Origin of the sequence: Pseudomonas sp. W5-01 (assembly GCF_046540435.1) — a bacterium.
In the GTDB taxonomy this organism is placed as follows: Bacteria; Pseudomonadota; Gammaproteobacteria; order Pseudomonadales; family Pseudomonadaceae; genus Aquipseudomonas; species Aquipseudomonas graminis_B.
The window spans coordinates 384,156-404,334 of record NZ_JAXCIP010000001.1 but is presented as its reverse complement, the minus strand read 5'-3'; the positions used below and the strand labels follow the sequence as shown (position 1 = coordinate 404,334).

The 20,179-nt window shown below is 62.5% G+C and carries 15 protein-coding genes; 7 read left to right on the top strand and 8 right to left on the bottom strand.

Features of this window, described 5'->3' with window-relative positions; all coding sequences use genetic code 11:
- Positions 1–55: 55 nt before the first annotated feature.
- On the top strand, positions 56–517 hold the full coding sequence (locus SLW75_RS01620; protein WP_410933334.1) for a GNAT family N-acetyltransferase: 462 nt from the start codon (positions 56–58) through the stop codon (positions 515–517).
- Here SLW75_RS01620 and SLW75_RS01615 read toward each other — a convergent pair whose 3' ends face one another.
- The 5 genes from SLW75_RS01615 to SLW75_RS01595 all read right to left on the bottom strand — a co-directional run bounded on the left by SLW75_RS01615 (position 518) and on the right by SLW75_RS01595 (position 8,189).
- Entirely contained in the window at positions 518–1,759 is a 1,242-nt protein-coding gene (locus tag SLW75_RS01615; protein ID WP_410933333.1) for a DUF1835 domain-containing protein, read from the bottom strand.
- Between the two features lie 275 nt (positions 1,760–2,034).
- A complete protein-coding gene (locus SLW75_RS01610; RefSeq protein WP_410933332.1) occupies positions 2,035–3,783 on the bottom strand; it encodes a right-handed parallel beta-helix repeat-containing protein in 1,749 nt (582 codons plus the stop codon).
- Between the two features lie 321 nt (positions 3,784–4,104).
- Positions 4,105–6,291 (bottom strand): M48 family metalloprotease, encoded by a 2,187-nt coding sequence (locus SLW75_RS01605; RefSeq protein WP_410933783.1) that lies wholly within the window; start codon positions 6,289–6,291, stop codon positions 4,105–4,107.
- A gap of 157 nt (positions 6,292–6,448) precedes the next feature.
- The gene (locus tag SLW75_RS01600; protein ID WP_192130353.1) at positions 6,449–7,150 is read right to left on the bottom strand and encodes a DUF3053 domain-containing protein; all 702 of its coding nucleotides are present in this window, start codon (positions 7,148–7,150) and stop codon (positions 6,449–6,451) included.
- Positions 7,151–7,280: 130 nt separating this feature from the next.
- Positions 7,281–8,189: a hypothetical protein gene (locus SLW75_RS01595; RefSeq protein ID WP_410933331.1), complete on the bottom strand. Its 909-nt coding sequence runs from the start codon at positions 8,187–8,189 to the stop codon at positions 7,281–7,283.
- Between the two features lie 329 nt (positions 8,190–8,518).
- Here SLW75_RS01595 and SLW75_RS01590 point away from each other — a divergent pair, with 329 nt between their 5' ends.
- Together SLW75_RS01590 and SLW75_RS01585 are read left to right on the top strand one after the other, a co-directional pair.
- Positions 8,519–10,216, top strand: coding sequence for an Hsp70 family protein (locus tag SLW75_RS01590; RefSeq protein ID WP_410933330.1), 1,698 nt, complete (start codon positions 8,519–8,521; stop codon positions 10,214–10,216).
- Positions 10,217–10,219: 3 nt separating this feature from the next.
- A complete protein-coding gene (locus SLW75_RS01585; RefSeq protein WP_410933329.1) occupies positions 10,220–11,818 on the top strand; it encodes a hypothetical protein in 1,599 nt (532 codons plus the stop codon).
- Between the two features lie 99 nt (positions 11,819–11,917).
- On the opposite strand, the gene SLW75_RS01580 is transcribed toward SLW75_RS01585, so the two are convergent.
- Complete coding sequence (locus SLW75_RS01580; protein ID WP_410933328.1) at positions 11,918–12,862, bottom strand: DNA/RNA non-specific endonuclease; 945 nt, start codon at positions 12,860–12,862, stop codon at positions 11,918–11,920.
- Positions 12,863–13,316: 454 nt separating this feature from the next.
- Between SLW75_RS01580 and SLW75_RS01575 the strand changes: the two genes are divergently transcribed.
- The gene (locus SLW75_RS01575; RefSeq protein WP_410933327.1) at positions 13,317–15,746 is read left to right on the top strand and encodes a DUF3772 domain-containing protein; all 2,430 of its coding nucleotides are present in this window, start codon (positions 13,317–13,319) and stop codon (positions 15,744–15,746) included.
- A 74-nt stretch (positions 15,747–15,820) separates the two neighbouring features.
- Here SLW75_RS01575 and SLW75_RS01570 read toward each other — a convergent pair whose 3' ends face one another.
- Positions 15,821–17,179, bottom strand: coding sequence for an MFS transporter (locus SLW75_RS01570; protein ID WP_141695171.1), 1,359 nt, complete (start codon positions 17,177–17,179; stop codon positions 15,821–15,823).
- Positions 17,180–17,731: 552 nt separating this feature from the next.
- Between SLW75_RS01570 and SLW75_RS01565 the strand changes: the two genes are divergently transcribed.
- The 3 genes from SLW75_RS01565 (at position 17,732) to SLW75_RS01555 (ending at position 19,333) form a co-directional block, all read left to right on the top strand.
- Complete coding sequence (locus tag SLW75_RS01565; protein ID WP_410933782.1) at positions 17,732–17,929, top strand: type II toxin-antitoxin system HicA family toxin; 198 nt, start codon at positions 17,732–17,734, stop codon at positions 17,927–17,929.
- Between the two features lie 20 nt (positions 17,930–17,949).
- Positions 17,950–18,354 (top strand): type II toxin-antitoxin system HicB family antitoxin, encoded by a 405-nt coding sequence (locus SLW75_RS01560; RefSeq protein WP_410933326.1) that lies wholly within the window; start codon positions 17,950–17,952, stop codon positions 18,352–18,354.
- Between the two features lie 205 nt (positions 18,355–18,559).
- Positions 18,560–19,333: a TSUP family transporter gene (locus tag SLW75_RS01555; RefSeq protein WP_065991406.1), complete on the top strand. Its 774-nt coding sequence runs from the start codon at positions 18,560–18,562 to the stop codon at positions 19,331–19,333.
- On the opposite strand, the gene nudC is transcribed toward SLW75_RS01555, so the two are convergent.
- Positions 19,295–20,161: an NAD(+) diphosphatase gene (nudC, locus tag SLW75_RS01550; protein ID WP_065991405.1), complete on the bottom strand. Its 867-nt coding sequence runs from the start codon at positions 20,159–20,161 to the stop codon at positions 19,295–19,297. The genes SLW75_RS01555 and nudC overlap by 39 nt on opposite strands.
- Between the last annotated feature and the right edge of the window lie 18 nt (positions 20,162–20,179).

The following is a 20,179-nucleotide window of genomic DNA, read 5'->3' as shown; positions in this document are numbered from 1 at the left end:
GTGCTGCTCACCCGGTATTCAGATAACCGCGCGCGGACACAAGGACCACAGCCACATGAACTGCCATATCCGCAAGGCAACGGATAATGACGCCACCGCGATCAGCCGCGTCATCGTGGCCGCCTTAGGCGAGTCCAATCGCCAGGATTATTCCGCCGCCGTGATCGCCCAGGTGACGCTGAGTTTTTCCCCGTCGGCGATCCTGCGCTTGCTGGTGCAGCGGCAGGTGTACGTGGCGACCCTCGACAAAGAAGTTATTGCCACGGCGAGCCTCGACCAAGCCACCATCCGCAGCGTATTCGTCGCGCCGACATACCAGGGCCAGGGCGCCGGGCGCGCCTTGATGGCGGCTGTTGAATCAACCGCCCACTCCCACGGCATCCGTCGGTTACGCGTGCCCTCCTCCATCACGGCCGAGGGCTTCTACCAGTCCCTGGGCTATTCGACCGTTCGGGATGAATACCACGGCGAGGAACGGACGATCATCATGGAGAAGTCACTGACGTCTCTGGCCTAGTCAGCGACGCCACACCCGCCCTTCGGGGCTGACCACCCAGGGCAAGGGGTCCGCAATAATCTGCACACCGCCGACCCAACGCTCTGCGGGCTCAAGATCAAGCCAGTTCACTTCCCCGCGCAGGACGCGCTCACCCAGGGCCGTCAGCCGGACGAGTCGCTTGGGCCATTCGCTGCCCGATTGTTCGTGCAGCAGCGGGTGCGGTGCGTCGATGAGCGGTCTCAGCAGCGCGTTGAACATCATGTCGCCCAGATACGGCAGCGGCTCATAGGTCAGCATCAAATGACCGAACACCTTCCCCGCCGGCATCTCGCCTTTCTCCGCGAGAATGCGCAGGGTCAGCCGCTGGGTCAGGCTCAAGCCATCCTCTGCGCCGGGCAGCTCCTGCAGTTGTCTTGCCAGCGCGGGACCGAGCAGCGGCAGCGCCGAATGGTGCTGTGCCGCGAGTTCGGCCCAGCGAGTCGGGTCCGCTGCGGTGTAGGCGGCCCATACTTGCCGGGCCAGTGCCAGCGCGTCTTCACCGATGGCGCGCCGCTGGGGCCAAAGCCAGGCGAGCACGTCCGGGTCCAGTTGCCCGATACCAATGAATCGCTCGACGCCGGGCACGCGGTTGATCTCGATCAGCTCCAGCCTGCGCGGGACGCAGGGCAAACTCGCCAGCAGCCGAACCAGAAACAGCTGATCGTAGGCATCGGCTTCGCACCACAGGACCAGTTCACTGTCGGCATTCAGGCGTGCCAAAGCCCCGCGCTGAGTCGCCTGCCGTTGCTGAGCATCAGGGGCCGACAAGCCGAAGGCCTGCTGGGCAAAGACTGCCCTCACCGCCCAATAGTCGTCGTCAGGCAGCGCCGGTACCGGTCCCATGACCATGGGGTCGTCGAACATCTGGAACGCACCTGCGAAGCCGACAACGCGCAGGCTGCGCTCGATGTCGTTGCCGCAGCGCCAGTGCTGAACCTGTGCTTCACCCGTCGCCGCAAAATCCGGATGGCGGGCGGCAAATCCGACGGCATCGGCATGGGCGATCAATTTGGGCCAACTGGCGAACCCTGCCTCCCGGGCCACCAGCCATTGGGTGTCGGCGAGCCGATAGGCCGGGCCCGGCAGGCCCATCGCGCGCAATTGCGCCCGGGCGTCATCCGCTTCGTGGGTGTTCAGGGCTTTGAGAAGACGTTTTGCGTGCTTACGCAGCGCAGGTACATCGAGCAGACCGTGTTGACGGGACGCATTCGTGGCAGGCATGCCAACTCCTTTGGGGCTCGGTCCGCCGACAAGCCGGGAGCTGGAATGAATGAGGGTGCAACGCTTGCCTTGGGAAACCCCTTCGCGCGGACCGCAGGCGCAGCAGACGCCCGAAGGCGGACTTTAGCCGGAAGGCCGGCAGGATGCAAAGGTGGGGGCGGAAATGGGGGCGGGAGTTGTATGGGATCACGCCGTGAGTATGACCTCACGGCGCGGGCCTACCTCGGTCCACTCCCCGTGCCAGCGCGCAGGGGCAAGACGGGCCTGCCGTTACGTCACACGAGGGCAATCTCCGGATGATCCTGAGCCACGCCTACCAGCTCCACCGACACGGCATCCGCTGGGGTTGATGTACTGGCCAGCGACGTCGGGGCGTCGGCAAATACCATGGATTTTGAAGGAAGAGCGGCCTTGAAATCACCGTCCAGAATCAGTTCGAAGCGATGCCCTTGCACGTCGGCGTTCAGGTCTTTCAGGTAGACCCGGGTGTGCTCGGCGTTGGTGGTGAACTTCAGGGTGCCGTCGTGGCCGTCGCCAAATCCGGTGAAGCCCAAGCCCGAGACATCGATGGTGTCATGGGCGGCATCGAAGTCGCCGATGCGGTCTGCATGGCTGGCAGTCGCCGTTCTGTAGCTGTCGGACACCGAGGCAAACCGGAACAGGTCCGAGCCTGCGCCGCCAAACAGCACGTCGGCATCGGCGCCGCCGATCAGGGTGTCGTTGCCGCTGCCGCCCAGCAACCGGTCATGGCCAGCGCCGCCCCAGAGCAGGTCCGCGCCGGATCCGCCACTCAGGGTGTCTGCCCCGTCCTTGCCGTTGATCGAGTCGGCCTTCGCGGTTCCGACGATGGCATCGCCGCCATTGCCGCCGTCGATGGCATTCAGCACGGGGTTGGTCCCGACGTGGTCACCCGCGCCCTGCAGCGATACGGTGTCCTGCAGGTGCGCGAAGGTGTTGCCGTACACCGAGTTGCTGCCGGACTGCCCGCTCTCCTCTGCCACCCCGAAGGTGCTTTTGTCGCCGCCGGTAATGATGTTGTCCGCGAAGGTGTTGTGGTCAGACGGATGAAGCTTCCCGGAGACGCCGCCGCGGTCGTCGAACGGCTGGATCAGCACTTCAGGGATGCCGGCTTTCTGTGCGTTCTCGTGAATCAGATTGCCGCGAACCTCAACGTCCGTGCTGCCGTAGACACGCACGCCGGAGGTGCCGTTGTGGTGAATGTCCACGCCGCTGATATCAACGCCGTTGGACAGTTTCACCAACACGCCTTCAGCCGCATTGCCGTACACCTCGCCACCCTCGATGGTGATGTGATACGGCGAGGGGATGTTTTCGCTGCCGCGCTGGACGACGATGCCGCCGCCGCCATTGTCGTGGGAGACGTTGTTCAGCAGCGCCAGATCGTGGGTGGTGGTGACGATGTTGAAACCGTGACGGTCATTGTCGTAGGCCAGGTTGTTGCGAAACGTGCTGTCGATCAGGTAGTCGGCGACGAAGCCGTCGAGCCCGTTGCCGTGGGACACGCTGTTTTCGATGAGCATGTTCGCCGTGCGCTCGTGGGGGTCGAAGCCGTAGCCCGAGCAATCGCGGATCTCGACGCCGGACAGCGTGACATTGGAGTCCTGACCCGGCTGGCCCGGCAGAAAGCCGTTGTACCAGCCATCCACCTTGCCGCTGGTGGCATCGCGGTTGCCGTCGAGGGTGAGGTTGCTGACGCCGAAATCGTGGGTTGCCTCGCCGCTCGCCGAGCGGATGATGCCGGTGACAGCCTGGTCGGTGCCATCGGCCAGCTTGAGCACCGTGACGCCCATGCCCTCGCCCTTGATGAACACATTGCTTTTTAGCATCAGCGCGCCGTCGGCAGGCTTTCCGCCCGGGGTCAGGGTCCAGGTGCCGGCAGGAATATACACATCGCCGCCGCCGGCTTTCGCCGCCGCATCGATAGCGGCTTGAATGGCCGCTGTGTCGGACGTATGCCCATCACCGACTGCGCCAAAATCCCGGACATTGAATTGCAGTGTCATAACATGCTCCGTTTCGAATGAAGAGACGGGAGCAGTATGGGCATGCTGTGTGAAAGCTGGGTCATCTGACGGGATAGATGACGGGCGGTGGGGAATCCCGTCCTCAGTCTTTCCCCGTTCAGCGCAGGTATCGGATCGAAGTCTGCGCGACTAAAGCAGGTCCCCGGGTCGCGTGCGTTTCGTAGGACCGGCTTTAGCCGGGAAGGCGTCAGGCTTCACACCGCGACATTTGCAGTAGTCAAACCGGCCTCTTCCCGGCTAAAGCCGGTCCTACTATTCAAAATCCCGGTGTATCCGAATTTCGCTCCAACCTGGCCTCATCTACCCAGCCTTCGATTCCTCTTCCTGCTCAAACCGTTGCTGCAGCAAATGCCCTGCGGCGCCGGCGTTGACGTAGTTCCCGATCAGTTCGGCCAGCTCGGGGAGCTTGAGCTTTTTGTTATCGCGGCAGAATTTGCTCATCGGCAACATCAGCCACCGTTTCTTCTTATTCAGCGCCACATCCGGTGCGAAGAACGACCGGGAGGTCAGCTCCGGCAGGGGTGCGTTGTCTTCGAGCAGGATCGTCAGCATGACGACATTCCCCACCTGCAGGTTGAAGTCGGCGATGTCGCGAATCGGCAGCGGCGCCTTGAGGTTGGCGAACACGAAGTGATCCGGCGTCAGCAGCAGCGCGGTTTTATGCGCACGTCTGAACAGGCGCACGCCAAAGGGCAACATGCACAGCATGATGAACAGAGCGATGCCGGCACCGACGAAAAATGGCTGCGGATCACGTCCCGCAGCACCTGGAAACAGCACCGGTGCCAGTAGCAGGATCAGCCCCGCCACGGCCAGCAGGCCACTGAACCCGATCAGGATTTGCCCCCGCAAGCGCGCGCCTTCGTGCAGCGCAACGTCCCCGGTCACATTGCCGGCGTGGGTGCGCAATGTCTCGACGAGGACGGCGTCCTGCTGGACGTGATGGCTCAGATAATCGTCCGTCAGGCGAGCGCGCAACACGTCGGGCTGGGCGAAGTAGCGATCCATCGCCGCACAGGCTTGCGTTGCATCCAGCGGCCGCGTGCCACTGCGCACGGCATCGTCGATCGACACCTTGAGAGAAGCCACGCGCTCGCCGTTCGAAGGATGGGTGTCTGACGGATGCGGCAGCTGGGTGGCCATTTCCTCTTCCGGCAAGGTCAGGGGCAAGGCCGCGATTTCGCGCAGAACCGTGGTCGGCAGATCACTGACCGGCATGTGCTCGGACGTCGGCCGGGTTGCCTGGGTGATGTGGGCGACCAGACGCTCTTGCAGCATCGGGTCGATGGCGGAAATGCGCACCAGCGCCGACGCGGCCGCCAGATTGCCCGCCAGCTGCGCACCGGCGGCGTCGGCTTCCAGCTCACGCACACGGCTCCAGTGCATCACCGCGTGGTCGAAACTTTCCATGAAGTAGGCGCCCAGCATGAACGCCGGGTGCAGGGTCGCGCGCTGCAGCCATTCACTGTCGACCAGGGTCTGCCCGATCACCACCAGGCTACGCTCGATGCCGTGGTAGATCGGCACGAAACGCATACTGAACTCGGTATCCGCGCCTGCAAAATGCCCCAGCTCGTGGCCGATGACCGCGGTGGTTTCGGCTTCATCCAGGATGCCGAGATAGGCCAGCGGCACATGCAGGGTGCGGCCCGTCAAGGTGGTGTTGGCCGGCGCGAGGGCGATGTCGCCGGAGGTGACGTAAAAGCCGGCGGCCATGCCCAGCACGATGTGATCGGGCGGCAGTGCGCCCAGTTTCAGGGCCAGATCGTTCACGTAAGCCCAGAGCACCGGCGCCTGCTCGACGGTGACCGCCTCGCCCATCACGTCCATCGGCGTGGGCTGGAACATGTTGAGCATGACGCGCAGTTGCGTGCCCATCTGCCAGATGGAATACAGGCAGCCTGCGACGAGCACCATGCCGAAGAACATGAACTTCATTTCGCCGGCCGACAGCCGCCCGGCGTGCCACGCGCCCAGCGCCTCGAACGCGACGATGGCGGCAATCGCCGCCCCCATCACCACCACGTGCCCGACCAGAACGTAGGGCAGCAGTTTGGTCACACGGGTGAAGCTGTGCAGCAGTTGCTCCCGCGAATGCATGGCGCGCCGGCCTGCCCAGTTAAGGGCGAGCAAGCCGAGCCCGCCCACCAGAGCCGCCAGCAAACCGAGGGTAATGGTGCCCTTTGCCACCCACGCCATCACGTTGGTCAACGGCAGCAAGGTGTCCAGCTCGTCCTGCATCTCAGTGACGCGGGACAGCGCCATTTTCACTTCCATTTTCTCGCCGTCGCCCACATCGACCATAACGGGTCGCGAGCCGCTGTTGTCGGCGATGGCCTGGAGCTCTGGACGAAATTCGGCAAGGTCGGCCTGGTAGGCCGCGTATTCGGCGTGGTCGTCGGTGCCGCGTTGCAGCTCCCAGACCCCAACCAGATTCAACCCAAGGGGAAATAAAACCAGTACGGCAATCAGCTTCAGCTTTTTGATGTCCATCGGACGGCCCTCTTCTGCGCCGCCGAGTGCCCTCCCTGGCGCGCGCCTGCTTCCTTGAGCAACGGTCAGATGACCGTTGCGTGCGTGTCAAAAGCGACGCCTTCGACGCTGTGGCTCAACGCGGTGAGCCACGCAGCCATCGGCGTCTGGATCAGCGACCCAGCAACACCGTTTGCATGCGCACCTGCGCTTCCTGAACCACCCTGGCTTTGGCATTCAGGTCCTGCAGCAGCGTGTTCAACTCAGTCTGCACCTTGGGGTCCGTCACTTGAACCACGGAGCCATTGATCTGGATCTGCGCTTTGTGGGCGTCGACGTAGTCAGCCACTTTCAGGCCCGAATCAATGGTGCCGTTGACTTGCGGCATCACGGTCAGGAGCGTGTTGGCCGGTAGGGTCACGGTGCGGTCATAGGCGCTGTCATACACCGTCTTCAGATCGTCAGGCTGCTTGAGCTGGGCATGGGCGGCATCGGCTTTTGCCAACTCTTGCTTGAGCTGCACGACCAGGTCATTCAAGCCGGTCTGCGCAGTCTTGATATCGTCACGGCGTTCGATCACGTCGCTCAATGAACGGAACGCGCCTTTCTGCACGAAGCCGTTCAGGGGTTTGATGCTCGCGTCCATCCCGCTGTTGAAGTCAGTGATCACGGCATAGTGCTGGCTGTAATCGCCGAACGATTTCGATTCATCCGGGGTCAGCTTGGGCACGTGCACGCCGGGCTTGTCGATGATCCGGGTCTGCAGGAACTGCTTGAACGCGGCACGCTGGTCAGGTTCGCTGCTGCCACAGGCGGTCAGTAGCAGAGGCAGTGCAAGGGCGAGTAACCAGTGGCGGGTGAGTGAGACGGTCATGGTCGGAGAATCTCCAGAAGTGATACGCCCGCGGCAGAGGGGCCTGCCGAAGGCTGTGAATGTCGACGCTTAGAGGCCCGGGGCAACCCCTGAACAGCCGTGAGCGAAGACGCGGTGGGTTGAGCAGCGTTCAGGCAAACGTCGGCGCAGTGGCTGGCCGATCATTCGCCAGTGTTTCCATGAGCAGCCCAAGGGTGCTGAGAAACAGATCATGACTGAGGATGCCGGTCGCCAGGGTCGACAGCACGACCTTGCCCGCCCCATCCCGAATCTCGATGGTCTCGTTCCAGCTGCTGTGATCCATGCTGCGCAGCGCGGACATCGGCACCACGCTGTTCTGAATCAGCACGGCGTCGCGGGAGACCACGATCGGCTGGGTGTCGACGTTGAGGAAATCGCCGCCCATGCGCTTGCGCCAGACCTGGGCGCCGTTGAGGCAGTTGAAGGTAACGCTGCCACCGGCGTGCAGGGTATCGAGGACCACGGGCTGACGCGCGTTGAGGTACAGCTCGCGGAAGGTTTCCATGAAGGTGTAGAAGCCCTTCAACGAGGGCAGCACCCGGTGGAAGGGTTCGCTGGCAGTGCGACGGAACGCCAGATTGGTGATCAACCCGGTGTAGGCCACCTGCCCCGAACTGAACAGGTAAAGGTCCTGAATCTCGGCGAACGGCACGTAGGTGCGGGCGCCCCGGGTCGTGTGCGCAACGCCGTGTTCATACAGCTCATAACGCGTCTGGCGCTGCTTGTTCTGCCACCCATAAAGCCCCAGTACGATCAGCCCGAGCACTGCCAGGAAAGCGCTGGTGGCATAAATCATCATGGCGGGGCTGGAGACGTTCAGGGGGGTGCCACGGGAAGTGTTCAGTTCGACAGGGCCGGCAGCGCTGTGGGGCAGGATCGTGCCCAGGTACAGAACAAACCCGGCCAGGCCCAACAGGACCACGCCGAAAATCAGTAGAAAAACCAGAAAGCCTTTGCCGTAGCTGAAGCTGGCGACGCGCTCGCCAGTGGCGGGTGCCGCAGTGGAGGCTGTTTGCATGGCGAGTGTGCGTCCCTGTCAGAAAATATGGATCAGCGCCGTCCGATGTGGCTTGGCGGTGGGTTGACTGGCGCCGGATGAACGAGGCTGGCGCAAATGAAACCGTCTGTAACCGTCATGCTAGATAGCTTAAGCAGAAATAAATTCCCTTTGGATCCCATTATTTTGTAATTTTGCGGCATGTTACGCCGTCCGCGCAGTGAAGGCGCACACAAGGCGCAGGGAGGCTTGAACCCCTCCCGCCGATCATTCTCAAATCTGCGCACCCAACCTCCAGGCTCAGGGAAGACACCGCTTATGAACGATAAAACGCACACAGGGTTTCGCCCATGATTGTCGGGATTGACCTTGGCACGACCAACAGCCTGGTTGCGGTCTGGAAAGACGATGCCAGCCTACTGGTGCCGAACGCCCTGGGCGAGGTGCTCACCCCGTCCGTGGTCGGACTGGACGATGAGGGTCGGATTCTGGTCGGGCAAGCCGCTCGCGAACGCCTGCACACCCACCCTTGCGTGACCACTGCGCTGTTCAAACGCCACATGGGCAGCGCCCACACGATCAACCTGGGCGATCACGCCTTTCGCCCCGAAGAGCTTTCCGCGCTGGTGCTCCGCAGCCTCAAGGAAGACGTCGAGCGTGCCTATGGCGAAACCGTTGTCGAGGCGGTCATCAGCGTCCCGGCCTACTTCAGCGACGCCCAGCGCAAAGCCACGCGCATCGCAGGGGAGCTGGCCGGCCTCAAGGTCGACAAGCTGATCAACGAACCCACTGCTGCCGCGCTGGCATTCGGACTGCCGCAACACGGAAACGAATGCTCGTTTCTGGTGTTCGACCTGGGGGGCGGCACGTTTGACGTGTCGATCCTCGAGCTGTTCGAGGGGGTGATGGAAGTGCGCGCCAGTGCCGGTGACAACTTCCTCGGTGGCGAAGATTTCGACCGGCTGCTGGCCGAGGCTTTCGTTCGCACCCAAGCCGACCAGCCAGGCTTTCCCGCCCCTGAATCGATCGCTCACGCGCTGCACCGCGAAGCCCAACGCCTGCGCATTGCCCTGGGCCAGGCGCGCAGTGACGCGTTCGTGCTGCGCGTGGACGGCCGGCAGTGGCAGCAGACCTTCACCCAGGAGGACATGGCCGCGCTGTATGCGCCGCTGCTCGAACGGCTGCGCAATCCGGTGGAACGCGCGATGCGCGATGCCAGGCTGCTGGTCGGCGATCTGGACGAAATCCTGTTGGTCGGCGGCACCACGCGTATGCCGCTGGTGCGCAAACTGGCGGCGGGCATGTTCGGGCGCTTCCCCTCCATCCAGCTCAACCCGGATGAAGCCGTGGCCCACGGCGCGGCGATTCAGGCGGCGCTGAAATCCCGGAATGCCGCCCTCGAAGAAGTGGTGCTGACCGACGTCTGCTCCTACACCCTGGGTATCGAGGTCGCGGAACGGGTCGGCCGGCACCGTGAGCATGGCCACTATTTGCCGATCATCGAGCGCAACACCACGGTACCGGTCAGCCGGGTCAGGACCGTTTACTCCGCCGAAGCGGGGCAAACCGGCGTGACGGTGAGCATCTTCCAGGGCGAAAGTCGCCTGGTGCGCGACAACATTCCCCTGGGCGAACTGGCGATTCCCCTCCCCCCGCACAATGAAGGCAACGTCAGTCTCGACGTGCGCTTTACGTACGACAACAACGGCATTCTCGAATGTCAGGTCACCCTCCCCAGCACGGGCGAGGCGTTCGCACTGGTCATCGAAAACAACCCCGGCGTGCTCAGCCCTGAAGAAATCGCCGAGCGCCTGCAAGCCCTGGCCGCGCTCAAGATTCATCCGCGCGATCAGCAGGTCAACACGCTGCTGGTTGCGCGCCTGGAGCATCTCTACCAGGAGAGCCTGGGCGACCGCCGCGAACTGATCGGTGACTGGGCAAGCGTGTTCCAGCGTGCCCTCGACAGTCAGGACGAACGCCTCATCCGGCAGACGCGCACGGAGCTGAACGAGCGGCTCAAACAGCTGGAACGCGGCGGGTGGCACTGACCCATGGACGCGACGTTCGATTGCTGGACAATTCTCGGCCTCCCTGCCCGCTCCGATGAGCGCAGCGTCAAACGCCAATACGCCAGACTGCTGAAGGTCACACGCCCGGACGAAGACCCCATCGCGTTTCAGCAACTGCGTGAAGCCTACGAACGCGCGTTGCAGCTGGCCCGCGAGGGCGACGATGGCGTTGGTGGTGACGCTTCGTTTGTACAGGCTTCGGCAGCACCTCTGGTGCAAAGGCCTGCGCCGGTCACTCGGCCAGTGGTGCGTTCCGCTCAGGAGCAGGCCGTCGAGCTGCTCGAACATTTCGACGACGATGCCGTTGACCACTGCTGGACTGAAGCCGTCGCAAAAGGCATCGAAGCGACCGTCGAAGCCTTGCTGTTCGTGCGTTGCGTGCAAGCGCCAGACGCCAGCCCGAACCTCTTGCGATGGGGCCTGGAAACCCGCCAGTGGCTGACACCCTGGCAGCAGGTTCGTCCTCGGCAATCCGATCAGGAGCGGCTGGGCCATTTGCTCTCCCTGGGGCTGTACCACAGGCTGGAGCAGTACATGGCCGCCGGCGAGGAAACCCGCCTCATCGACTGCCTCGAGCACCACTGTCGACAAGGATGGCTGGGCGATCTAGCCCGCCGTCAGACGCTTCACGTGCAGGTGCTGGACCTGTTTTTCAACCACGGAAACTGGTCGCCTGGGTTGTTTGAAAGGGTCCGGCAGCTGTTCGGTTGGGACACCGAATCAGCGGTTGTTCCCGTCGTCGATGAGCAATGGCACACCCTGCTCGCCCGCAATGAAGAGAAGAAATGGCTCGGCGAACTGCGGGCGCTGGCGCGTCTGGGCGAGCAGCATCCGGCCCCCTCTGCCAATGCGGCTTCGCTGTTCCTGACCGGTTCGTCTGCGGAACGCCTTCAGGCGCGCGCCGCGACATTCACCGAGGCTGACTGGCAGGCTTGCGAACAATTATCCCAGGCATTCATCACGCGGTTTCCCGACTGGCCAAAGCGGTTCCCGGACCACAATCCGTGGTTCTGGAAAGCACTGGTAGGGCACGAACGTCCTCAGCACGTCATGAAGCGGGCCTGCGCCGCCATGACGATTACCCTCGCCCTCGGCATGAATGGCCTGCACCCCGCCGAGCTCCCGGTCATGGTGATCATGTCGCCGATCCTGATATTGCTTGGGGTGCTCAGCGCGTATATGGGCAAATGGTTGCTTGAGCATTGGGTCACCTTCACGGAATCCTTCTACGACCTTGATCAAAGCGTCAGCGCCTGGTGCGCACGCCACCAACTGACGCGGGATCGGCGGCATCTGGTGATCCGCAACAGCGTACCCATGCTGGCCGTGGCCTTCATTCTCTGGAAATGGCTGGGACTGCTGGGCGTGGTCACCTTTGTGGTCACCGGCCTGATCGGCAAACTGCAACCTGGACGCGCGGCGCCGGTGGATCGCCAATACCGCTGGCGCCGGCCCTTGCAGGCGATCTACCGGATCGCCGGGATCAGTGTGCTGCAGTGGCTGTTCTGCCTCTTCATGGTGGGTCTGATCCTGTATGTGCAACAGAACATGCCCGGCACGCTGTTGACCCAAGGCGCCTGAGAGCCGGGCGCTGCGCCAGGTCGCCCGGCTGAACGTTGCGCTGAAAGGCCTCGGCGCAAAGGCCCGAGGCCCCGTGGCCAATAAAGCCGCAGCGTCAACCTAAAGCCGAATGTCCTCCGGCCGCTGGATCAGTGCCTCGATGCGGGTGCCGGTGAGCTGTTCTTCATTGGAAAACCCGTCATACCGCGCCAGCTCACCGAAGCTGATGCCGGTGAGCTGCTCGATCTGCACGACGCTGCGTCGATAGGTCCTCAGTGCACCAAAGACCAGTTCCAGCTTGCCCAGCTCGCGGGTCTGGTCGATCAGGTACGCGCTGGCCGAAGGTGTGCCGTCATCGCCGAGGAACGCGACGACTTTCCAGAAGGCTCTGGGAATTTGCACGCCCCGGTACAGCGGGTCGTCACTGCGCAGGACCGGTCCGGTAAACACCGTGGCGCGCTCCTTCCAGCGGCGGGTGTTTTCCAGCATGAAGTCTTCGAGCTCCAACCAGGTTTTCTGGTTGAAGGCAGACATCTGCGGCGAGCAGTTGGTGAAATGGAAGGTGTCCTGATTGGCGGTCTGCGCCTCGGCGCCCCAGTTGGGGTCCTGCCGGCGAACCAGATGGCCGCGATCCAGCAGGTTGTCGCGGTACAGATCGTCTCCAATCTGCGCCTCGACCGGCAGCCGGCCGTCGTAGGCCCAGGCGTCCTGACTCCGCACGATCTCGACGCTGCTGCCCCCCTCGATGTTCACGCCGACGTACAGCGCGATGCGCCGGCTGCGCGACATGCTGATGGAGAAGTGGGTGTAATCCAGACGATTGCCCGGGTTGCCCAGGGGGTAGACATCGTCAGGCATGGATACCGTTGGCCACGGCACCACGAACTCCCCGAGAAATTCATCGCTGTAGCCTGAACGGCCTTCCAGTTGCGACGCCGGCGTGACCCGCCCCTGAGGGCTTGATCGCAGCGCGGTGGCATGGGATGACGGGCCGGCCGTGATGGGCTGAAGATCAGCAAGACGGGGGCGATGGGCGAGATTCACCTGAGCGTTATGTGTCGGCATCCTGCTACCTCTTGATTGATGAGGCCCAATCGGCGGGCCTTGTTGATACAACGCACACGATCATGTACCGCACAGTGTGAATATCACATGACCTGAAGGGGCGGTGGGTATCGGTTAGCCGTGGTACTTGAAAGGGCCCCTTCCCGGCTGAAGCCGGTCCCACTAACAGCCGCGGGTGAATCCAGTGGGACCGGCTCTGTCTGTGGGACCGGCTTTAGCCGGGAAGCTTTTGATCTGCTTTTGATTTTCCTACGCAAAAATCCCAGACACCGCCAAACGCGACGTGGGTGCAGGCTGAACGCAGACGACGCGCAGTGGGCCGAGCCGTCCTGACCCAATACTTGCTATGATCCGCCCCCGCGCGCACGAACGTGTCGAGAGCCCCTGCCTGCCGTTCAAGACCTGCGCCAGACGATCAGATCGTAAAACCGGTTAACGCCCCAAAGGAACCCGAATGCAACACGCCACGTTGAACCGTTTCTACGCCGGGGTGCTCGCGCTGCTGCTGTGCATCACCGTGCCAGCTTTCGCACAGGCTGCGGCGGCGCAGGTCGCGCCGCAAGCCACAACACAGCCCGCCAGCCAAGCCAATGCGACGCCGGAAGCCGAGGCCCCGAGCCTGGATGACCTGAGCGAGCAGCTCGACCAGATCCGGCAAAAAGTCACCGTCAGCGCCAATGACGATTTGCTTTCGGGCCTGCGTCAGGCCGCGCTGCAGGTGCAGAAGCAAGCCGATGACCTGATCGCCAAGCAGGCGGTCGACATTGAGCACCTCAACGATCAGCTGAACATCCTCGGCCCGGTGCAACCGGACGAAGCGCCCACCCTGACCAGCCAGCGCAAGACCTTGACCGCCCAGAAAAACGCGCTGGTCAGCGACGAGCGGCAGACCAATACCTTGAGTCAGTCGGCACGGGACCTCGCCACACAGATCTTCAGCCTGCGCCGCAGCCTGTTCGATTCGCAGATCAGCACCCGCACGGCAAGCCCCCTCAGTTCGGCATTCTGGTCGACCCTGATTCGCCCGACCGATGACGATCTGAGGCGCATGAACGGCCTGCTGGACGACGTCCGCAGCGTCTTCACCAGCGCCCTGGCCCCCGGCAACCGCATGCTGTTTGCCAGCGTGGTGATTGGCGCGCTGTTGATCTGGGTGGTGGTGCGCCGCCTGCTGGAGAGCCTGTTGATCCGCCTGATGGTGCGCTGGCTGCCCGAAGGCCGTCTGCGCCGCAGCGCCCTGGCACTGGCCGTCGGGCTGTCGACAGTGGTGACCATCACCGCCGCTACGTCCTTGCTGCGGTGGGGCATCGTCAGTAATGCGGTGCTCAGCAACGACGTGGTCAACCTGCTCGACCAGCTGCAAACGCTGATCACCTTCTGCGCCTTCATCGTCGGCCTGGGCCGCGCGTTGTTGATGCTGCCGCACCCCTCGTGGCGCCTGCCCAACATTCCTGACGAAATCGCCACCGCCATGGGCCGTTTCCCGGCCGTGCTGGCCCTGGCGTTGATGATCATCGGCACCCAGGAACGCATCAACAGTGTCATTGCCAGCAGCCTCGCGCTGACCGTGGCGGTCAACGGCCTGACCGCACTGGCCGTTTCGCTGGTGTTTTTCTTCGGCCTGGTGCGCTACCGCCGCACCCGTCGCCGGTGTGCCATCGAACGTCCGGGCGGCCTCGCCGGGTTGATTCCCTTCGTGGTCGCCGTCTGGGTCGGCTTGAGCCTGCTGGCGCTGCTGAGCGGCTACCTGACCCTGGCCTACTTCCTCGCCGTCAAGCTGTTGTGGATGAGCGTGGTGGCGTCAACCGCCTACCTGCTGGTGGCGTTCTTCGGCGACGTCTGCGAAACCCTGCTGTCGCCCAAGCAACCCGGCGGCATGGCGCTGGGTTCGGCACTTGGCCTGTCCCCTCGCCACCAGGCCCAGGCGAGCACCGTTCTGGCGGGCGTTGGCCGGAGTTTGCTGTTGCTGGCCGCGGTGCTGCTGGCCTTCCTGCCGTCGGGCTCAAGTCCCGGTGAGCTGCTCGAAAGCTTCACCCGCATGGAAGTCACCGACAAATCCCTGGGCGCCCTGAACATCGTTCCAAGCGACATCCTCATGGCACTGGGCTGCCTGGTCGCCGGCCTGTTTGGCGTGCGCGTGCTCAAGGACTGGTTCGGCGAACGCCTGCTGCCGGAAACCAACATGGACGCCGGCATGCAGGCCTCCCTGGTGACCCTGATCGGCTATATCGGCTTTGTGCTGGTGATTGCGGTGGTGATGTCCACCCTGCACATCAGCCTGACGAACCTGACGTGGGTCGTGAGTGCGCTGTCGGTGGGGATCGGTTTTGGTCTGCAGGCCATCGTGCAGAACTTCATCTCGGGCTTGATTCTGCTGACCGAGCGGCCAGTCAAGGTCGGAGACTGGGTGAGCCTGGCGGGGGTCGAGGGCGATATCCGCCGGATCAACGTGCGTGCCACCGAAATTCAGATGTCCGACCGCTCCACGGTGATTGTGCCGAACTCACAGTTCATTACCCAGAACGTGCGCAACGTGACCATGGGCAATGCATTGGGCGTGGTCGGGATTTCCCTGACGCTGCCGCTGGAAACGGATGTCTTGCAGATCCGCGAATTGCTGTTGCAGGCCTTCACCGAGCACGAAGCCATACTCGATACACCAGCGCCGTCGGTCACCTTCAAAGACTTGACCAACACGGGCCTGATCATCAGCGCGAGCGGTTTCGTCAACAGCCCGCGTTCGGTGGGCGGTGCGCGTAGCGATCTGTTGTTTACCGTGCTGGGCCGCTTGCGGGAGATGGGCATTGCGCTGTCTGCACCGCAGAGCATGGTGTTGATTAATGACGGCCTGGGCAAGGAGCAGCCGCCGGCAGTCGTCGATTGATTCGTCTGCCGCGCTGAGGTGCGCGGCGCGTCAGCCGAGCCCTTCATGACTGACGCGCGGCGCGCCCACCGGAATCAGCTCACGTCTTTGTTCGGGTCTTCCGCATGGGCCCACCGATAATCCAGACGCGGCGCGAACACTTTGATGCGGCGCTTGATCTTGATCAGGATCGGGTCATGCACAGGCTCCGGATCTTTCAGGAATGCGGTCATCACGGCGCTCAGCGCGTATAAGCCGCAGAATGCCCAGACCACGCCTTCAATGCCGTAACTCTCATTGAAAATCGCGACCACCGCCGGGCCTACCCACGTCGACGCACCTGCACCCAGGCTCAGCACCGACAACGCAGCGGCCTTGTTATTAGGCGCCAACGCCGGTGCAAGCGCCGACAGCGGCACAAAACACGCCAACGTCAGGCCGTAGAACGCACCGAAGATGGAAGCGATCAGGAAGTCGTGGGGAAACGCTTGTGGCATGAAGAAGAACAACGGCGTGCTGATCGTGCTGCCCACCGCGCCAAACCACAGGATCGTATTGCGATAGCCGATCTTCGTGCTGATCACGCTGGAGCTCAGATTGCCGATGATGTTGAACACAAAGACGATGGTCAGCAGGCGTAGCCACTCTTCCAGGGTGAAGCCCACGGTGTGCATGAAGAAGCCGGGCATGACCACCAGAAAACCGAACATCGACGAGGTGTTGATCACCCGGACAAGGGCGGCCAGTGACACTTTCGGACGCGTCCACATGATGGTGATGTTTTTGGCCATCGACACCATCGGCCGCTCACCCTCGGGGGCGAGTCGACGCATGCCGTGGGCTTCGCGCATCCCGATCAAACCAATCGCACCGCCGATGACCACCAGGGCAAAGGACAACCAGAAAGTTTGCAGCGCGCCGATCAGCGGGATCGCGGCGCTCGCCACCAGAGAGCCGAGCATCGGCAAGCCTGCAGCGTAAGCGACCCAGAACCAACCCACGGCCATGCCCATTTTGCGGGATGGCGTGGAAGCGGCGATCCAGACCAGGAAGCCGTAAGCGAACAGCGGATAACCGAAGCCGCGCAGACCGTAGGTCAGCAGAATCATCGAGTAGCTCAACTCCTGCAGACCGTAGATCAGGAAGAGCACTTCAAACACGCTCCAGATGATCAGCCCCAGGAACATCACCCGTTTCGGGCCCCACAGGTTGGAAAGCGCACCGGCGAGCCACGATGAAATGCCGACCGTGATGCCGTAGGTGGTGAAGATCATGGCGATTTCGTCATCGGGCATGCCGCGATCACTGAGGAAGGGCGAGAGGTAGCCGAGTTCTACGCCATCGCCGATCATGAAGATCAGCAGGCCGACAAAGCCCCAGAACATAGGATAGGGAATACCCACTTTGTCGCAGAATCGTGAGAGTGGAGTGTTCGGAGTGGATTGATCGCTCAATTTTCCGTTCCTTTTTTGATGCATGACGCTTGGGCGCGCCGAATGAATGGCCTCGATGAGGTTGGAAGGCAGGTGGGGTGCACAGATTTCCGCTTCGGGCAGCGAGCAAAACTGGCTTATGGGTAGCGCGCGGGGGTCGGACGTGAAAGCCGCTATCGTCGACCCATTAATCTATGTTTTTCTAGATTTTCGAGCCCGTAGCCCCTCTTTTATGACAGATGAAACGATTAAGCTCAACCGCGTGACAGGGGCCTGGGTGCGACAACATGCCCGGTTGTATCGCCTGAGGGGCAGAAGGACCGGGCGGTCAGGGGTTGCGGTTTATTCATGAAAATAAATCTGCTTTTTTTTGTGGAAAGGGCTCTATTTCGGCATTCTCGGCGGGTTTTGATCTGATCAGTGGAGAAGTGCGTCGCCTAAATCCGCTTCCTTGGTCGTGGCATTGTCCGGGAATATCGTTTTCTAAAATTCATAACTCTAGATACATCTTCGACCTTGATTTAACATCGACCGACTTTCACCATGGCCCCCACACTTCAAAGGGAGCTGCTGGTGAAAAGCAGGGAATTGATGGCAGAGTTGGAGGCAGCAGGCTGGACCTTGGCCCGAATCAGAGGCAGCCATCACATTTACACGCATCCGTGCAGCCGTGACACCATTCCGGTCCCGCACCCGAAGAAGGACCTTCCCATCGGGACGATAAAAAGCATCAGGAGGCGGGCATGCCTATCACCTCTGGCACCCAATTGAGCCTAGCGCAGGAGCACACCATGCAATATCCAATCGCCATTGAATGGGGCGACGAAACGACGGCTGTCGGCATACAGATTCCGGACATTCCCGGCGCGGTGACGGCTGGCGACACGTTTGAAGACGCTTACAACGCTGCGGTCGAAGTCGCCCAAATCTGTCTTGAAGAGTTGGTCGCCGACGGCCATCCCGTGCCTATGCCGTCGTCGGCCAGGGCGCATCACGATCATGACGACTACGCAAACATGGGCTGGGGTATGGTCGAGATCGACATTACTCCTTATCTGGGCAAGACCGAGAAGGTCAATGTCACCTTGCCGGGGTTTGTCATACAGCGTATCGACCGTTACGTCCGCGACCACAATGTCAAAAGCCGATCTTCATTCCTGGCGGATGCGGCGCTGGAAAAGCTCGGGCGGATTTGATTCCCCAGTGACCGCGACAACACCACACGTTTTTCACAGGACCGGCTTTAGCCGCGAAGGCGTCGGGCGCCACACCGCGAAATTGAGAGCGTTCAAACCGGCCCCTTCCCGGCTGAAGCCGGTCCTACTACACCGCGCGCCTTGCAGGTAGAATGCTGAGCTTGCGGGCAGCCATTCTGCCCATCTGCCCGATAAGCGCCTTCCCATGCCGTTCGAACTCACCGTTGAACCCATTACCCTTCTGGTGCTGGCTGTCGTTGCCTTTGCCGCTGGTTTCATCGACGCCATCGCAGGCGGCGGCGGGCTGTTGACCACGCCCGCCCTGCTCACTGCCGGCCTGCCGCCGCATCTGGTGCTGGGCACCAACAAGCTCAGCTCGACCTTTGGCTCGGCCACTGCCAGCTACACCTTTTACCGGCGCAAGCTGTTCAATCCGGGGCAGTGGAAACGCGCCCTGATCGGCACGGCGGTGGGTGCGCTGATCGGTGCCGTAGTCGCGCATTATCTGCCGGCCGAACTGCTGAACCAGATGCTCCCGGTGATCGTGTTCGGCTGCGGCCTTTACCTTCTGTTCGGCGGCACGCCCAAGGCGCCGCTGGACAGCAATGCGCCGATCAAGACCAAATGGCAGCTGCCCCAAGGCCTCGGGCTGGGCTTTTACGACGGCGTGGCCGGGCCCGGCACCGGGGCGTTCTGGACGGTCAGCACGCTGTTGATGTACCCGGTCGATCTGGTGAAAGCCAGCGGCGTCGCGCGCAGCATGAACTTCGTCAGCAACGCCGCCGCGCTGATGATCTTCGCCATCAACGGCTCGGTGGACTGGGTCATTGGTCTGTCGATGGGCCTGGCGCTGATGGTCGGCGCCTTTCTCGGCGCCAGAACCGCGATCAAGGGCGGCGCGAAGTTCATCCGCCCTGTCTTCATTACCGTGGTGCTGGGCTTAACCGTCCGCCTGGCCTGGCAGCACTGGTTCAACTGAGCCCGAGCGCTGGGCCAGATACAGATCGATCAGGTAGCGCGCAATCGAGCGACTGGCCGGCAACGGCGGCAGGTCATGGATGCTGAACCACTGGGCGTCTTCGATTTCGTCTGCCTGGGGCACGATCTCGCCGCTGTCGTATTCGGCGTGGAAGCCGAGCATCATCGAGTGCGGGAACGGCCAGCACTGGCTGCCCTTGTACTGGATATTCTTGACGGTGACCCGGACCTCTTCCATCACCTCGCGCCGTACACAGTCCTCTGCAGACTCGCCCGGTTCGGCGAACCCGGCCAGGGTGCTGTAGACCCCCGACACAAAACGCGGCGAGCGCGCCAGCAGCACTTCATCGCCGCGGGTGATCAGCACGATCATGCTCGGCGAAATCCGCGGATACGCGCGCAGATCGCAGTGCGGGCAATACATCGCCCGCTCCCCCGGCACTTGCTGCGCCGCCTGACCGCAACGCCCACAAAAACGATGTTCACGGGCCCAAGTGCTGATCTGCGCCGCGTAGCCAAGCATCTGGAACACATCGGCGTCGTCGGCGAGCATGAACTGACGGAGGGTCTGCCACTGCGAACCCTCAGCCTCCAACGCCAGATCCGACCCCGGCGAATGTTGGAGGGTCTGCACGTACACCGGCTCGCCGTCAAAATGGCCAATGCCATGCTCGTGCAGTAACGGGAGAGCCTGGCGCTTCAGCCATTCGCGGGGGAACAGCACGCCGTTGCTGTCTTTCAAAAAGCCCTGGTCACTCTGAACCACGGCCCAGCCGCCGGGTGCCTGAACATCAAGCACGGCGGTGGTCCAACGCTTCGGGGGCGTCATGCCTCAACTCCTCTGAGC